At 71.0% G+C, this 14,113-nt stretch carries 11 protein-coding genes; 7 read left to right on the forward strand and 4 right to left on the reverse strand.

The genetic code is table 11. The annotated features are described in order from the left end of the window. Positions 1-138 precede the first annotated feature (138 nt). Complete coding sequence (panB, locus tag ABZV31_RS02145; RefSeq protein ID WP_355886837.1) at positions 139-1,005, reverse strand: 3-methyl-2-oxobutanoate hydroxymethyltransferase; 867 nt, start codon at positions 1,003-1,005, stop codon at positions 139-141. Positions 1,006-1,116: 111 nt separating this feature from the next. Next, positions 1,117-1,887 (reverse strand): FCD domain-containing protein, encoded by a 771-nt coding sequence (locus ABZV31_RS02150; protein ID WP_355886840.1) that lies wholly within the window; start codon positions 1,885-1,887, stop codon positions 1,117-1,119. A 122-nt stretch (positions 1,888-2,009) separates the two neighbouring features. Here ABZV31_RS02150 and ABZV31_RS02155 point away from each other — a divergent pair, with 122 nt between their 5' ends. From ABZV31_RS02155 to ABZV31_RS02180, 6 genes are all read left to right on the forward strand, one after another. Then, positions 2,010-2,879 carry a carbon-nitrogen hydrolase family protein gene (locus tag ABZV31_RS02155; protein WP_355886843.1) on the forward strand — a complete coding sequence of 290 codons (870 nt, stop codon included), beginning with the start codon at positions 2,010-2,012 and terminating at the stop codon, positions 2,877-2,879. Positions 2,880-2,919: 40 nt separating this feature from the next. Next, positions 2,920-4,278 (forward strand): APC family permease, encoded by a 1,359-nt coding sequence (locus ABZV31_RS02160; RefSeq protein ID WP_355886846.1) that lies wholly within the window; start codon positions 2,920-2,922, stop codon positions 4,276-4,278. A gap of 203 nt (positions 4,279-4,481) precedes the next feature. Then, on the forward strand, positions 4,482-6,071 hold the full coding sequence (locus tag ABZV31_RS02165; RefSeq protein ID WP_355886849.1) for an MFS transporter: 1,590 nt from the start codon (positions 4,482-4,484) through the stop codon (positions 6,069-6,071). A gap of 65 nt (positions 6,072-6,136) precedes the next feature. Then, on the forward strand, positions 6,137-6,757 hold the full coding sequence (locus ABZV31_RS02170) for a TetR/AcrR family transcriptional regulator (protein ID WP_355886852.1): 621 nt from the start codon (positions 6,137-6,139) through the stop codon (positions 6,755-6,757). 181 nt (positions 6,758-6,938) lie between these two features. Further along, positions 6,939-7,997 carry an endonuclease/exonuclease/phosphatase family protein gene (locus ABZV31_RS02175; RefSeq protein WP_355886853.1) on the forward strand — a complete coding sequence of 353 codons (1,059 nt, stop codon included), beginning with the start codon at positions 6,939-6,941 and terminating at the stop codon, positions 7,995-7,997. Positions 7,998-8,074: 77 nt separating this feature from the next. Next, the gene (locus tag ABZV31_RS02180; protein ID WP_355886855.1) at positions 8,075-9,295 is read left to right on the forward strand and encodes an MFS transporter; all 1,221 of its coding nucleotides are present in this window, start codon (positions 8,075-8,077) and stop codon (positions 9,293-9,295) included. A gap of 75 nt (positions 9,296-9,370) precedes the next feature. Here the strand turns inward: ABZV31_RS02180 and ABZV31_RS02185 are convergent, their stop codons facing one another. Then, the gene (locus tag ABZV31_RS02185) at positions 9,371-11,125 is read right to left on the reverse strand and encodes an NAD+ synthase (RefSeq protein WP_355886860.1); all 1,755 of its coding nucleotides are present in this window, start codon (positions 11,123-11,125) and stop codon (positions 9,371-9,373) included. 141 nt (positions 11,126-11,266) lie between these two features. Here ABZV31_RS02185 and ABZV31_RS02190 point away from each other — a divergent pair, with 141 nt between their 5' ends. Beyond that, a complete protein-coding gene (locus ABZV31_RS02190) occupies positions 11,267-12,157 on the forward strand; it encodes an alpha/beta hydrolase (RefSeq protein WP_355886863.1) in 891 nt (296 codons plus the stop codon). A 7-nt stretch (positions 12,158-12,164) separates the two neighbouring features. On the opposite strand, the gene ABZV31_RS02195 is transcribed toward ABZV31_RS02190, so the two are convergent. Further along, positions 12,165-14,105, reverse strand: coding sequence for a S53 family peptidase (locus ABZV31_RS02195; RefSeq protein ID WP_355886865.1), 1,941 nt, complete (start codon positions 14,103-14,105; stop codon positions 12,165-12,167). Positions 14,106-14,113: the final 8 nt, after the last annotated feature.

Raw genomic sequence — 14,113 nt, forward strand, 5'->3', positions numbered from 1 at the left:
AACCCCGACGGCGAGCAACCACGTCCGCGAGAGCGGCGCCGGTTCAGGCGCGGGGCGCAAAAAGGGGGACAGCCCGCCGACGGGGGAAGATCGGCGGGCTGTCCGTGGTGCGGCGATGGCTCAGCGGCAGTGAATCGCTCAGTGGACGGAGTGCTCTTCCAACGGGAACGTTCCGCCCACGACGTCGTCGGCGAACGCCTTCGCGGCGTTGCCCATGACCTCACGCAGATTCGCGTACTTCTTCACGAACTTCGGCACCCGGCCGCTCGTCAGCCCCAGCATGTCGGTCCACACCAGCACCTGCGCGTCCGTCTCCGGCCCGGCCCCGATGCCGACCGTGGGAATGTGCAGCACCCGCGTCACCTCGGCCGCCAGCTCGGCGGGAACCAGCTCCAGCACGACCGCGAACGCGCCCGCGTCCTGCACGGCCTTCGCGTCGCGCAGCAGCTGCGCGGCCGCCTCCTCGCCGCGCCCCTGCACGCGGTAGCCCATGGCGTTGACGGACTGCGGGGTCAGGCCGATGTGGGCCATGACCGGGATGCCGGACTCCACCAGCAGCTCGATCTGCCGGTGCGAGCGCTCGCCGCCCTCCAGCTTCACGGCGCCGACGCCCGCCTCCTTCACCAGCCGGGTCGCCGAGCGCAGCGCCTGCACCGGGCCCTCCTGGTACGAGCCGAAGGGCAGGTCGCCGACGACGAGGGCGCGGCTCGTACCGCGTACCACCGCGGCGGACAGCATGGTCATCTCGTCGAGTGTGACGGGCACGGTCGTCTCGTACCCGAGGTGGCAGTTGCCCGCCGAGTCGCCGACCAGGAGCACCGGGATGCCGGCCTCGTCGAAGACGGACGCGGTCATCGCGTCGTAGGCGGTGAGCATGGGCCACTTCTCGCCGCGCTCCTTGGCGGCGGCGATGTCGCGGACGGTGATGCGGCGCGTGCCCTTGCCTCCGTACAGCGCCTTGCTGCCGTCGGAGGGCTTCGTCTGGGCAGCCGAAAGCTGCGTCATTGCAACGGCTCCTTCGTCATCTCGAGGCGCCCTTACGGCGTCCCCGGATCCCCTCCATGGTGGCACCTCGTGCCACGCGCGGCTAGATGAGGGGGCGCGACGCGACGCGGCTCACCCCCGCGACACCGGCTGAGCCCGTCCCCCTGGGTCTTGCCGGCCGTCGGCCGCCGCAAGCAGACCGACGAACATGGTGTGGCGGAGCGTTTCCACGTGCTGTCGCGCGATGTCCGCCGCCGCCGCGCCGTCGCCGTTGCGCAGGGCGTCGACCAGAGCATGGTGCTCACGGTTGGACTGCCGGAGAGCTTCCACCGGATAGGGCAGGTAGTAGCGGTACAGCTTGCGGAGCACCCTGCCGTAGGGCTCGGCGGCCCTGGTGACACCGGTGGCGGCTGCGACGGCGAGGTGGAAACGCTCGTCGCAGCCGTGGAACTCCGCCCAGGTCGGCGCCTGGTCCATCGCATCGGCCAGCTGCTGCAGCCGGGCCACGGCGGCCTCGTCGGCGTTGCGGGCCGCCAGGTGGGCGAGACCGCACTCCAGGACGAGCCGCTGGTCGATCAGTGCGTGCACCTCGGCGTCCTGCGCGCGATAGGCGTCCATCGCGCGCACCGCCCCCGTGGTCGGCTGCTCGGCGACGAGTGTGCCGCCGTTGCGGCCCCGGCGGCGCTCCAGGACGCCGTCCTGGCACAGCGAGGACAGAGCGCGGCGGACGGTGATCTCCCCGACGTCGAGCGCCGCGGCGATCTGGTCGGTCGACGGAAGCCTTTCTCCCGGGGCGAGCAGTCCCAGGTCGACCGCGAGCGCGATGCGGGCGCGCACCGTGTCCAGCGCCGTGAGCCGGCGGATGCCGTTGAGCTGGGGGGCGTTGAGGGACCGGGCGGCCACATCGGCTCCCTGTGCGTCGGGTCCATCCGGGAAGCCAGGCATGCCGTCAATGTAGCGACCCCAGATAACAACTCATAATGAGCTTATTGTTTACCGGCTCATCTTGAGCTAATTTCCTCGCCATGTCCCGCCCCTTGCCCATCGCCCTCGTGCAGGCACCTCCCCGCCCTGCCACAGCACCCCTGTCCGGTTTCGCCGAGGAGGTTGAGCAGCTGCTGGCGCGCTTCCCGCAGACGCGCCTCGTGGTCTACCCGGAGCTGCACCTGTGCGGTGTCGACGCCTCCCCGGCGGCGGACAAGCAGCTTCGGGATGCCGCCGAGCCGCTGGACGGCCCGCGGTCCCGCCAGCTCGCCGAGCTGGCCGGAGACCTCGGCGTCTGGCTGGTGCCGGGGAGCGTGTGCGAACGCGGCGACGGCGGCGAGCTGTTCAACACGGCGCCGGTCTACTCCCCCGACGGCCGGCTCGCCGCCTCGTACCGCAAGATCTTCCCCTGGCGGCCGCACGAGCCGTACGACCCCGGGGACCGCTTCGTCGTGCTGGATCTGCCGGAGGCGGGCCGCATCGGCCTCTCGATCTGCTACGACGCCTGGTTTCCGGAGGTGGCGCGCCACCTGGCCTGGATGGGCGCCGAGGTGATCGTCAACCCGGTCATGACCACCACCGCGGACCGCGCCCAGGAACTCGTCCTCGCCCGCGCCAACGCCATCGTCAACCAGGTCTTCGTCCTCAGCGTCAACACCGCCGGTCCCGTCGGTACCGGCCGCAGCCTGGTCGTCGACCCCGAGGGACGGGTGCGCACCGAGGTCGCCGACTCCGGTGTGACCGTCCTGACCGACGTGCTCGACCTGGACGAGGTGGCCCGCGTCCGCACGTTCGGCACCGCGGGGCTCAACCGCATGTGGGACCAGTTCACCGACGCCGACCCCCCGCTCGACCTGCCGCTGTACGGCGGCCGCATCGACCCCGGCCGCTGGCGTCCCGCCACCGGCTGAGCCCGCCCACCCGCTCCCGTTCCCTCCCCCGGAGCCTGCCATGGACACTCCCGCTCAGACCCTGACGCGTACGCTCACGCTCAGATCCGTCGTCCTGTTCGGCCTCGCCTACATGACCCCGCTGATCGTGCTCGGCACCTTCGGTATCGTGGCCGACAGCACCGGCGGCGCCGTTCCCACCGCCTATCTGCTGGCCCTGCTCGCCATGCTGTTCACCGCGCACAGCTACGGGAAGATGGCCGCCGCCCACCCGGTGGCCGGGTCCGCGTACACCTACGTGCGCCGGGCCGTCGACTCCCGGGTGGGCTTCCTGATCGGCTGGGCCACCCTGCTGGACTACTTCTTTCTGCCCATGGTCATCTGGCTGATCGGCGGGGCGTATCTCCAGGCGCAGTTCCCCGGCGTCCCGTTCTGGGTGTGGATCATCGGCTTCATCGCCCTGACCACCGCCCTGAACGTACGGGGCATCAAGACCGCCGAGCGGGTCAACGACCTGCTCATGGTCTTCCAGGTACTGGTGATCGGCACCTTCGTCCTGCTGTCACTGCGGCACGTCCTCGAACTCAGGGGCGCCGGGGCGTTGGCGAGCACCGCACCGTTCGCCGACCACGCCACGACGCTGCCGGGCATCTCCGCCGGCGCGGCGATCGCGGCGTACTCGTTCCTCGGCTTCGACGCGGTCACCACCCTCACCGAGGAGACCGTCGACCCCAAGCGCACCATGCCCCGGGCCATCCTGCTGACCGCGCTGATCGGCGGCGGGATCTTCGTGGTGGTCGCCTGGGCCACCCAACTGGCACACCCCGGCAGCGCCTTCGACGACCCCAGCTCGGCCGCGTTCGAGATCGCCAAGGTCATCGGCGGCGACCTGTTCTCCTCGGTCTTCCTGGCCGGCCTGGTTGTCGCCCAGTTCGCGTCCGGCATCGCCGCCCAGGCAAGCACCTCCCGGCTGCTGTACGCCATGGGGCGTGACTCCGTCCTCCCCGGCCGCGTGTTCGGCCGCATCCACCCCCGCTACCGCACCCCGGCCCTCAACATCCTCCTCACCGGCGCGGTCGGGCTGATCGCTCTGCGGCTCAATGTCGCGACGTCCACCTCCTTCATCAACTTCGGCGCCTTCACCGCCTTCACCTTCGTCAACGTCGCCGTCATCGCCACCTACTTCCGCGAGCGCCGCGCCGGCGGCCGCCCCGGCCTGCCGGGCCACGTGATCGCCCCCGCGATCGGCGTAGTGGTGGACCTGTGGCTCCTGGCCCACCTCGACGGCAAGGCCCTGACCCTCGGGATCGCCTGGCTCGCACTCGGCGTGTGCTACCTGGCCTACCTGACCCGCGGCTTCCGCACCGCTCCACCGGAACTGACCTTCGACGAGGAGCCCCGTATAGCCGAACCGGTCTGAGAACCGGTCCGAGAACCGGTCCGAGAACAGGTCTGAGCCGGTGGCCGCGACCCTGCTTCGAGGAGGTGGGCCGGGGCCCCGGCCCACCATGATCAATCCCGCCGCCACGGCTGTACCGATGTGCCACAGGGCTGTGCAAGGTCTCGGTAAAGGATTTCCGATACGAGACGGTCTCGTATCGGAAAACGCCTAGGCTCTACGGCATGACTACTCCAGACGTTCCTGCCTCCCGGATTCCGGAAGCGGTGCACCGCCGCCGCTGGGCGATCCTCGGCGTCCTGATGCTCAGCCTGTTGATCGTGGTGCTCGACAACTCGATCCTGAACGTCGCCATCAAGACGATCTCGACCCCGGCGCCGACCGGACTGGGCGCCACGCAGAGCGAGCTGGAGTGGGCGATCAACGCCTACACGCTTGTCTTCGCGGGCCTGCTGTTCACCGCCGGCCTCATCGGCGACCGAGTGGGCCGCAAGAAGGTCCTGCTCGGCGGGCTCGTCGTCTTCGGCGTCGGCTCCGCGCTGGCCGCCGAGTCCGGCTCGCCCGCCCAGCTCATCGCCTTCCGCGCCCTGATGGCCCTCGGTGCCGCCTTCGTCATGCCGGCCACCCTCTCCGTCCTCATGAACGTCTTCGAGCGCGAGGAGCAGCCCAAGGCCATCGGCATCTGGGCCGGCGGCGTCGGCCTCGCCATCGCCATTGGGCCGATCACCGGCGGTCTGCTCCTGGACCACTTCTGGTGGGGCTCGGTCTTCCTCATCAACGTGCCGATCGTGCTCCTCGCGCTCGCGCTGATGGTGTGGCTGGTGCCCGACTCCCGCGACCCGCACCCCGGCCGCCTCGACCCCGTCGGTGTCGTCCTGTCCGTCGTTGGCCTGGTCCTGCTCGTCTACGGCATCATCAAGGGCGGCGAGCTCGCCGACTTCACGGACGCGACCGTGCTGGCGACCATAGCGTCGGGACTGGTCGTCCTCGCCGCCTTCGTCGTGTTCGAGAAGCGCAGCGACCACCCGTCCCTGGACGTCACGTACTTCAAGAACAAGGTGTTCTCGGCCGCCATGAGCGCCATCGCGCTGGTGTTCTTCGCGTTGATGGGCGTGACCTTCTTCGCGGTCTTCTACACCCAGAGCGTGCGCGGCTACTCGCCGCTGCAGTCCGGCCTGCTGATGCTGCCGCTGGCCGCCGCCCAGATGATCTTCGCGCCGCGCGCCCGGCTGCTCGTCGACCGCTTCGGCAACAAGGCCACCACCACGGCCGGTCTCGTTGTCATCGCCGCGACGCTGGCCGCCTTCGCCGGCTTCGAGGCGGACACGCCGATCTGGGTCCTGGAGGTCGTCTTCTTCCTCATGGGCACCGGCATGGCGCACATCATGACGCCGACCAGCGTGGTCATCATGCAGGCCCTGCCCCGCGAGAAGGCCGGCTCGGCCTCCGCGCTCAGCAACACCTTCCGCCAGGTCGGCGGCGCGCTCGGCATCGCCGTCCTCGGCTCGGTCCTGTCGACGGCGTACCGCAACGGCATCGAGGGCAAGCTCGGCCTGCTCCCGCCCGGACTGCGGGACACGGCAGGCGAGTCCATCGAGGCCACGCTGGGTGTCGCCGCGAAGCTCGGTCCCCGGGGCAAGGCCCTGGTCGACCCGGCCAACGAGGCGTTCCTGCACGCGATGCACGTCACCGCGCTGTGCGGGACCGGGGTCGCGGTGCTCGGCGCGATCGTGGTGGCCGTGTTCCTGCCCGGCAAGGCGTCGACGCCTCAGCAGGGCAAGGAGGAGCCGGAGTTGGTGGCAGCGGTGGAGTAGGCGGCGTCGGGGGGTGGGTCGCCGGGCAGGACAATCTCCCCAGTACGACGAAAGGACGGACCGCAGTGAGCGTCGCCGACAGCCGAGCCGCTTCCGAGGTCCCCGTCAGGGGACGCCCCCGGAGTGAGGCAGTGGAGCACGCCATCGTCGAGGGCGTGATGAAGCTGCTGGAGGACGGCGTGCCGCTCGCCGAACTCTCCATCGAGCGCATCGCCCGCACCGCAGGCGTCGGCAAGGCCACCATCTACCGCCGCTGGAGCGGCAAGGAGGAGCTCTTCGTCGACGTCCTGCGCACCGCCGAACCCCCCGACCCCGAACTCCCCGGCACCTCGATGCGCGACGACCTCGTGGCGCTCGTGGAACAGCTGCGGCAGCGCGGGCTGATGAGCCGCTCGTCGGCGATCCTGCACAACGTCTACGCCCAGATGAAGAGCAGCCCGAAGATCTGGTCCGCGTACCACGCCACGGTCGTCGAGCCGCGCCGTCGGCTCCAGGTCGAAGTCCTGCGCCGGGGACAGGAGAACGGCGAGCTCCGCGACGACCTCGACGTCGAGCTGCTGAACGACATCGTCGTCGGCCCCATGCTCCTGCGCACCGTGATGCGTCCCGACGCCGACCTCCCCGAGGGTCTGTCGGAGCAGATCGTCGACACGGTGCTCGAAGGACTACGGCCCGTCAGTTCGTAGTGTCAATGTGCGTGTTTCGTCACAGAACACGCTCCTGGCGCCGTCACTGGAACTTCTCACGCCGACTTGTTCGTCCTCGTGCCTGTACGGCCGTCACGAGACGGCAGGAACGAGCCGATCATCCCCTAGGGTCGTAGAACAGGGGGCGGACGGTGTGCACGGCAGGTAGTGAGGCGACGGTATGGCGCAGCAGGCGTACATGACGGAGACGGACAACGGCGGCTCGGGTCCCGAGCGCCGGGGATCCCGGCTTCGGAGCCTGCTGAACCGGTTCCTCGGCGGTTGGCGCGGCGACCCGCGGATCTGGCGCCGCGGCATCGTCCTCGCCGCGCTCGCGGTGGTCCTGGCCCTGGTGATGCTGCTGCACTCGCACATCCCCAACGCCGTCGGCAACCTCGGCAGCCTCACGGAGACCTTCCTGCCCTGGCTGGGCCTGCTCGTCCCGGTGCTGGTCGCCCTGGCCCTGGTGCGCAAGTCGGCGACCGCGCTGATCGCGGTGCTGCTGCCCGCGATCGTCTGGCTGAACCTCTTCGGCGGGCTGCTCACCGACAAGACGGGCAGTGGCGGCGACCTGACCGTGGCCACGCACAACGTCAACGCCGACAACCCCGACCCGTCCGGCACCGCCCGGGACGTGGCCGCGTCCGGCGCCGACGTCCTCGCTCTGGAGGAGCTGAAGGCGTCGGCGGTGCCGGTGTACGAGAAGGCGCTGGCGCCGGCGTACAAATACCACTCGGTGCAGGGCACCGTCGGGCTGTGGAGCAAGTACCCGATGAGCGACGTCCGGGCCGTCGGCATCAAGCTGGGCTGGACCCGGGCCATGCGCGCCACCGTGGCGACGCCGGCCGGGCCGGTCGCGGTCTACGTCGCCCACCTGCCGTCGGTGCGGGTGAAGATGAACGCCGGGTTCACCGCCCGGCAGCGCGACAGGAGCGCCGACGCGCTGGGCGAGGCGATCGCCGCCGACCAGCTGACCAGGAAGATCCTTCTCGGCGACCTGAACGGCACCATGAACGACCGCTCGCTCAACGCCGTCACCTCCCAGATGCGCTCCACGCAGGGCGCGGCGGGCAGCGGCTTCGGGTTCAGCTGGCCGGCGTCGTTCCCGATGGCGCGGATCGACCAGATCATGGTCAAGGGGATCGAGCCGGAGAGCTCCTGGACCCTGCCGCGCACGGGCAGCGACCACCTGCCGGTGGCCGCGCGGGTAAAGGTCACCACATCGGCAACCGGGTCTTAACCTGCTGGAATACTGGGCCTGAGAGACTTTGTTCCGTACTTGAACATATTGACGTCACACTCTCTGAAAGGCCCCTCATGCCCCTGGCCCTGCTCGCCCTCGCCGTGGGCGCCTTCGGCATCGGCACCACCGAGTTCGTGATGATGGGCCTGCTGCCCGACATCGCGGACGACCTGCACATCTCGATCCCCACCGCCGGGCACCTGGTCTCGGCGTACGCCCTCGGCGTCGTCATCGGCGCCCCGCTGCTGGCCGCGGTCACCGCGCGCATGTCCCGGCGCACGGTGCTGATCGGCCTCATGGCTCTGTTCGTCGCGGGCAACGCGCTGTCCGCCTTCGCCCCCGGGTACGAGTCGCTACTGGCCGCCCGTTTCCTGAGCGGTCTGCCGCACGGCGCCTTCTTCGGCGTGGGCGCTGTGGTCGCGACGAACATGGTGACGCCGGAGCGCAAGGCCCGCTCCGTCTCCTTGATGTTCCTCGGCCTGACGGTCGCCAACATCGCGGGCGTCCCGGTCGCCACGCTCACGGGCCAGCACCTCGGCTGGCGGGCGACCTTCCTCGGCGTCAGTGCGATCGGCGTGGCGGCGATAGCCTCGCTCGCCCTGCTCATCCCGCACGACCACACGCACGCCTCCGCGACCGGCCTGCGCGGCGAACTGGCCGCCCTGCGCTCCCTGCCGGTCTGGCTGGCCCTCGCCACGACGGTGGCGGGCTTCGGCGCACTGTTCGCGGCCTACAGCTACGTCACGCCGATGCTCACCGACTCCGCCGGGTACACCGAGGCCAGCGTGACGCTGCTGCTGGCGCTGTTCGGCGTGGGCGCGACGGCCGGCAACCTGCTGGGCGGCCGCCTGGCGGACCACTCGATGCGGGGCACGCTGTTCGGGGGCCTCGGCTCGCTGGCGGTGGTGCTGCTGCTGTTCCCGGTGCTGATGCGGGCCGAGTGGAGTGCGGCCCTGGCGGTGGCCCTCCTCGGTATGGCCGCCTTCGTCACCGGCTCCCCGCTCCAGCTGATGGTCATGGAGAAGGCGTCGGCGGCCCCGTCCCTGGCGTCCTCGGCCAACCAGGCCGCGTTCAACCTGGCGAACGCCGGGGGTGCGTGGATCGGGGGGCTGGCGCTGGCGGCGGGCTTCGGGGTGACGTCCCCGGCACTCGCGGGCGCGGCGCTCGCCGTCCTGGGCCTGGCGGTGGCGGCGACGGCATACGCCGTGGATCGACGCCGGAGCGTTCCGCAGGCCGGGCGTGAGCGGGTGGTCGCCTCGCATGTGCCGGAGCAGTCGGAGACGTTCACCCACTGAGCCCGACGACGACACCCTCGCCGGCTCGTACGACGAAGGAACGCCCGGTGCTCACCGGGCGCCCCTTCGTGCTGCTCAGGCAGTTTCGCGCCAACTGTTCGTGATCGGCAGGCGCCTGTCCTTGCCGAAGCCCTTCGCCGAGATCTTGGTCCCCGGCGGGTACTGGCGGCGCTTGTACTCGGCCGTGTCGACCATGCGGAGCGTCTTGGTGACGAGTTCGCGGTCGAACCCGGCCGCGACGATCGCGTCGGCGCCCTTGTCCTGGTCGACGTAGAGGTCGAGGATCGCGTCCAGGACCGGGTAGTCCGGCAGGGAGTCCGTGTCCACCTGGCCGGGGCGCAGCTCCGCGCTCGGCGGCTTGGTGATGGAGTTCTCCGGGATCGGCGGGGTCTGCCCGCGCTCCCGCGCCGCCCGGTTGCGCCACTCCGCCAGGCGGAAGACGGACGTCTTGTACACGTCCTTGATCGGGCCGTACGCGCCCACCGAGTCGCCGTACAGCGTCGAATAACCCACCGCCAGCTCCGACTTGTTGCCGGGGGCGAGGACGATGTGCCCCTCCTGGTTGGAGATCGCCATCAGCAGCGTGCCGCGCAGGCGCGACTGGAGGTTCTCCTCCGCCAGGCCGGTCAGGCCCAGCGACTCCATGTACGCGTCGAACATTGGGGCGATCGAAACGGTGCGGAAGTTCAGGCCCGTGCGCCGGGCCAGCTCCGCCGCGTCCTCCTTCGAGTGCTCCGAGGAGTACTTCGACGGCATGGACACGCCGTACACGTTCTCCGCGCCCACCGCGTCGCACGCGATCGCCGCGACCAGCGACGAGTCGATACCGCCGGACAGGCCGACCAGTACGGACCGGAAGCCGTTCTTCGCCACGTACGCCCGCAGGCCCACGACCAGCGCCGAGTAGACCTCCTCGTCGTCGTCGAGACGCTTGGCGTATCCGCCGGTCAGCTCCGGCTCGTACGCGGGCAGCGGCTCCTCGGACAGCACGACCCGGTCGATGCGCAGCCCGTCGTCCACCACACCCGTCGGCGCGTCGGCCGCCGCGGCCGGCAGGTCCAGGTCCAGCACGACGCAGCACTCCGCGAACTGCGGCGCCCGCGCGACGACCTCGCCGTCCCGGTCGACGACGATCGAGTCGCCGTCGAAGACCAGCTCGTCCTGTCCGCCCATCATGGCGACGTAGGCGGTGGTGCAGCCCGCCTCCTGGGCCCGCTTGCGGACCAGTTCCAGGCGGGTGTCGTCCTTCTTGACCTCGTACGGCGAGGCGTTGATGGAGATCAGCAGCCCCGCGCCCGCGCTGCGTGCGGCCGGCACGCGACCACCGTCCTGCCAAAGGTCCTCGCAGATGGCGAGCGCGACGTCGACGCCGTGCACCCGCAGGACCGGCATGGTGTCGCCGGGCACGAAGTAGCGGAACTCGTCGAAGACGCCGTAATTCGGCAGGTGGTGCTTGGCGAAGGTCAGGACCACCTCGCCGCGGTGCAGCACCGCCGCCGCGTCCTGCGGCGCGCCCGCCGGCTGGCCGTACCTCGGCTGGGCGGTCTCGCAGCGGTCGAGGTAGCCGACGATCACCGGGAGCTCCCCGAAGCCCTCCTCCGCGAGCCGGGCGGCGAGGCCACGCAGGGCGGCGCGGGACGCCTCCACGAAGGACGACCTGAGGGCCAGGTCCTCGACGGGATACCCGGTCAGCGCCATCTCCGGGAACGCCACGAGATGCGCTCCCTGCTCGGCGGAGTGCCGGGTCCAGCGGACGATCGTCTCGGTGTTCCCGGCGAGGTCGCCGACACGCGAGTCGATCTGATTCAGGGCGAGGCGTAGTTGAGGCACGCGGCCAGTGTAATCGTCAGAGCGACGCGATGGGCTGGGGGGCGGGGGTGTGAGCCGCCCCACGCGGGTCCCGACGGGCACCAGCGGTCATGATGCTCGTACGGATCACTCCGGAGGGACCGGATCACGCGGGAGAAAACCATGGCCTTCGTCCGCATCGACGGCGTCGCCCACCACGTGCTCGTCGACGGCACCGGCCCGCTCTGCGTGCTGAGCCCCGGGCTCGGGATGTGCTGGTTCGACTGGGACCCCGTCGTCCCGCTGCTGTCCCCGCACCGTACCGTCGTCCGCTTCGACCGCCCCGGGCTCGGGCTCAGCGGGCACGCACGCGCGTGGCCGACGCTCACCGGGGAGGCGCGGCGCATCCCCGCCGTCCTGCAGGCGCTCGGCCTCGACGGGCCCGCCACGGTCGTCGGGCACTCGCTCGCCGGGTTCCACGCCGAGGCCTTCGCCCGGCTGTTTCCCACGCGGGCGGCCGGGCTCGTGCTGGTGGACTCCAGCCTGGAGGAGGAGCCCCGCCCCCGGAGGGCGCGCGCGGTCCGGGACACCGCCACGCGCGCGTGCGGCACGCTGGCGAGCGCGGCCGGGCTGCCCCGCGCGGCGGGGCCGCTGGTGCGGCGGGCGGCGGTCCGGGCGGGACGGGTGGGCGGCGGCGAACCGGCGCCTTGGGCCCTGGTCCGGCGCGCGTACTCCACGAGCCGCTGGCTGCACGCGGTCCTCGCGGAGAACGCCACCTACGCCGACCAGGCCGTCGCGCTCGCCGCCCTGCGCACGGACGCCGGCCTGCCGACCGGGCTGCCCGTCACGGTGCTGGCCGCGGATGACCCGCGCCGTCCCGCACACCGGCGGCATGACTGGCTCGCCCGGCAGCGGGAGCTCGCCGAGTCCCTGGGCGGCACCTTCCGCGTCAGCGCCCCCGCGGGCCACCTGGTCATGCTCGACCGCCCCCGGGACGTCGCCGACGCCGTGCTCCACACACGTGCGCCCGCCCCTCGCGGACGAGGAGCGGGCGCACGGCCGCTGAGCCGCTGAGCAGGTGTCAGTGGCGACGGTAGGAGTCGACGTAGCCGTTCGCGGGCGAGCCCACGCCGGTGACGTCGTCGTAGCCCTTGACGGCCTTCAGCGAGCTGTCCTTGCCGAGGCTGCGGACGGAGACGGACAGACCGCCGGTGGCGTCATAGCCGTTGACGAAGTCGACGCGCGCCACGGCGAGGTCGGAACCCGTCGGGGTGTCCGTCACGTCGTGGTACAGCTTCGAGCCGTACTTGGCGTAGATCGTCGGGTTGGCGAAGCCGATCGCCCTGCCGCCGTGCGCCTCCTGGGCCAGGGCCTGGACTGCCGCGATCACCGGCGCGGCGAGCGAGGTGCCGCCGATGCGGTACTCGCTGTACTGCTCCGTGCCGTCCGGGAAGGTCTGCGTCTGGCCGACCTTGAAGCCGGTGTTCGGGTCGGCGATCGCCGCGATGTCCGGGACGACGCGGTTGCCGGCGGCGTTGTTGGCCGTGGCCAGCGCCTTCGGGACGACGCCCTTCTGGTAGTACGGCTGCGGCACCGTCCTGCTGGTGCCGCCGCCCGCACCCGAGGTGAACGCGCCGGGGAAGTCCTTCCAGCTCTTGCCGTCGTCCGACAGCACGGCCTTCTCGGTGCCCCAGCCGGTCTCCCACAGGTACGAGTCGCCCTTGCCGACGGCCAGCGAGGTGCCGCCGACCGCGGTCACCCACGCCGAGTTGGCCGGGGTGTCGACCTGCTTCGTACCGGTGCTGGCGACCTCGTCGCCGTTGTCGCCGGAGGAGAAGTAGAAGCCGATGCCCTCGACCGCGCCGAACTGGAAGACCTGGTCGTAGGCGGCCGCGAGATCCGGCGTCTGGTTGGCCTCGATGTCGCCCCAGGAGTTGGAGACGATGTCGGCCAGGTGGCTGTCGACGATCTTGCTGAGCGAGTCGAGCAGGTCGTCGTCGTAGCAGGAGGCGGCGCCCACGTACGTGACGTTCGCGGCGGGCGCGACCGCGTGCACGGCCTCGACGTCGAGGGTCTCCTCGCCGTACCAGCCGGCCGCGCCGCACTCCTCGGTCTTCGTGTAGTTCTTGGGCAGCACCTGGCGCAGCTGACCGGTCGTCCAGGCCGCGTCACCGTGCTTCTTGGCGTAAGTGGCCGCGTCGTAGGCGATGGTCGGCGAGGCGTACGCGTCCGTGATGGCGATCCGGACGCCCTTGCCGGTGTACTTCCCGGCGCCGTAGGCGGCCCGCAGCTGCTTGCCCGTGTAGCCCTTGACGGCGTACGGGATCTTCTTGCCGTAGGCGGACGGCAGCGTGGTCGCGATGTTCGAGCCGTAGTACGAGGAGAACGGCCCGGAGTTCTGGAACACGGCGTCCGGCGGCGGCAGTTGGTCCTTGTGGCTCGCCTTGTGCGGGGCGTTGTCCAGGCCGGTGACGGTCAGGACGGCGCCCTTCAGGCTCTGTGGAACCGAGGCCGTCTGCGCCGGCGCACGGTAGGTCTTGGAGCCCTTGGCGTAGTTGTGCAGCTGGGTGCCGAACGCCTTCTCGGCGGCGGCCACGTCACCCGAGACGGCGATGTAGTGCGGGGTGACGGCGGTGACCTTCAGGCCCGCCGACTTCAGCCACGACTTCACCGCGGCCACCTGCGCCTTGGTTGCGCCGAAGCGCGCCTGCGCCTGCTTGGCGCTCAGGTACCTGCCGTACGAGGCCGAGGACGGGTCGGAGACCGCCTTGGCGTACGCGGCGAGGCCGGCGGCGTTGCGGCCGGCCAGGTAGACCCGGGCGGCGACCTGGGCGCCGTTCGAGGTCGCGCCCTTGTCCGCCTTGGCCGTGGCCCACGCGGGCTTGGTGCCCGCGAGCGTGTTCCGGCCCGGGTTGTCCGCGGCGTGCGCCGCGGGTATGCCGAGCGCCAGCGCACCGGCGAGCATCGGCAGTGTCGCTGCCATGCTCACTCCGGCGCGCACCTTGGCGCGGTTGGATCTCATAAAACCCC

The organism is Streptomyces sp. NPDC005202 (genome assembly GCF_040608235.1).
Classification (GTDB): domain Bacteria; phylum Actinomycetota; class Actinomycetes; order Streptomycetales; family Streptomycetaceae; genus Streptomyces.

Excerpts from the sequence above, each read along its gene's own strand:
- panB (WP_355886837.1), bottom strand. The coding sequence starts at position 1,005 with ATGACGCAGCTTTCGGCTGCCCAGACGAAGCCCTCCGACGGCAGCAAG.
- ABZV31_RS02155 (WP_355886843.1), top strand. The coding sequence starts at position 2,010 with ATGTCCCGCCCCTTGCCCATCGCCCTCGTGCAGGCACCTCCCCGCCCT.
- ABZV31_RS02160 (WP_355886846.1), top strand. The coding sequence starts at position 2,920 with ATGGACACTCCCGCTCAGACCCTGACGCGTACGCTCACGCTCAGATCC.
- ABZV31_RS02165 (WP_355886849.1), top strand. The coding sequence starts at position 4,482 with ATGACTACTCCAGACGTTCCTGCCTCCCGGATTCCGGAAGCGGTGCAC.
- ABZV31_RS02175 (WP_355886853.1), top strand. The coding sequence starts at position 6,939 with ATGGCGCAGCAGGCGTACATGACGGAGACGGACAACGGCGGCTCGGGT.
- ABZV31_RS02180 (WP_355886855.1), top strand. The coding sequence starts at position 8,075 with ATGCCCCTGGCCCTGCTCGCCCTCGCCGTGGGCGCCTTCGGCATCGGC.
- ABZV31_RS02190 (WP_355886863.1), top strand. The coding sequence starts at position 11,267 with ATGGCCTTCGTCCGCATCGACGGCGTCGCCCACCACGTGCTCGTCGAC.
- ABZV31_RS02195 (WP_355886865.1), bottom strand. The coding sequence starts at position 14,105 with ATGAGATCCAACCGCGCCAAGGTGCGCGCCGGAGTGAGCATGGCAGCG.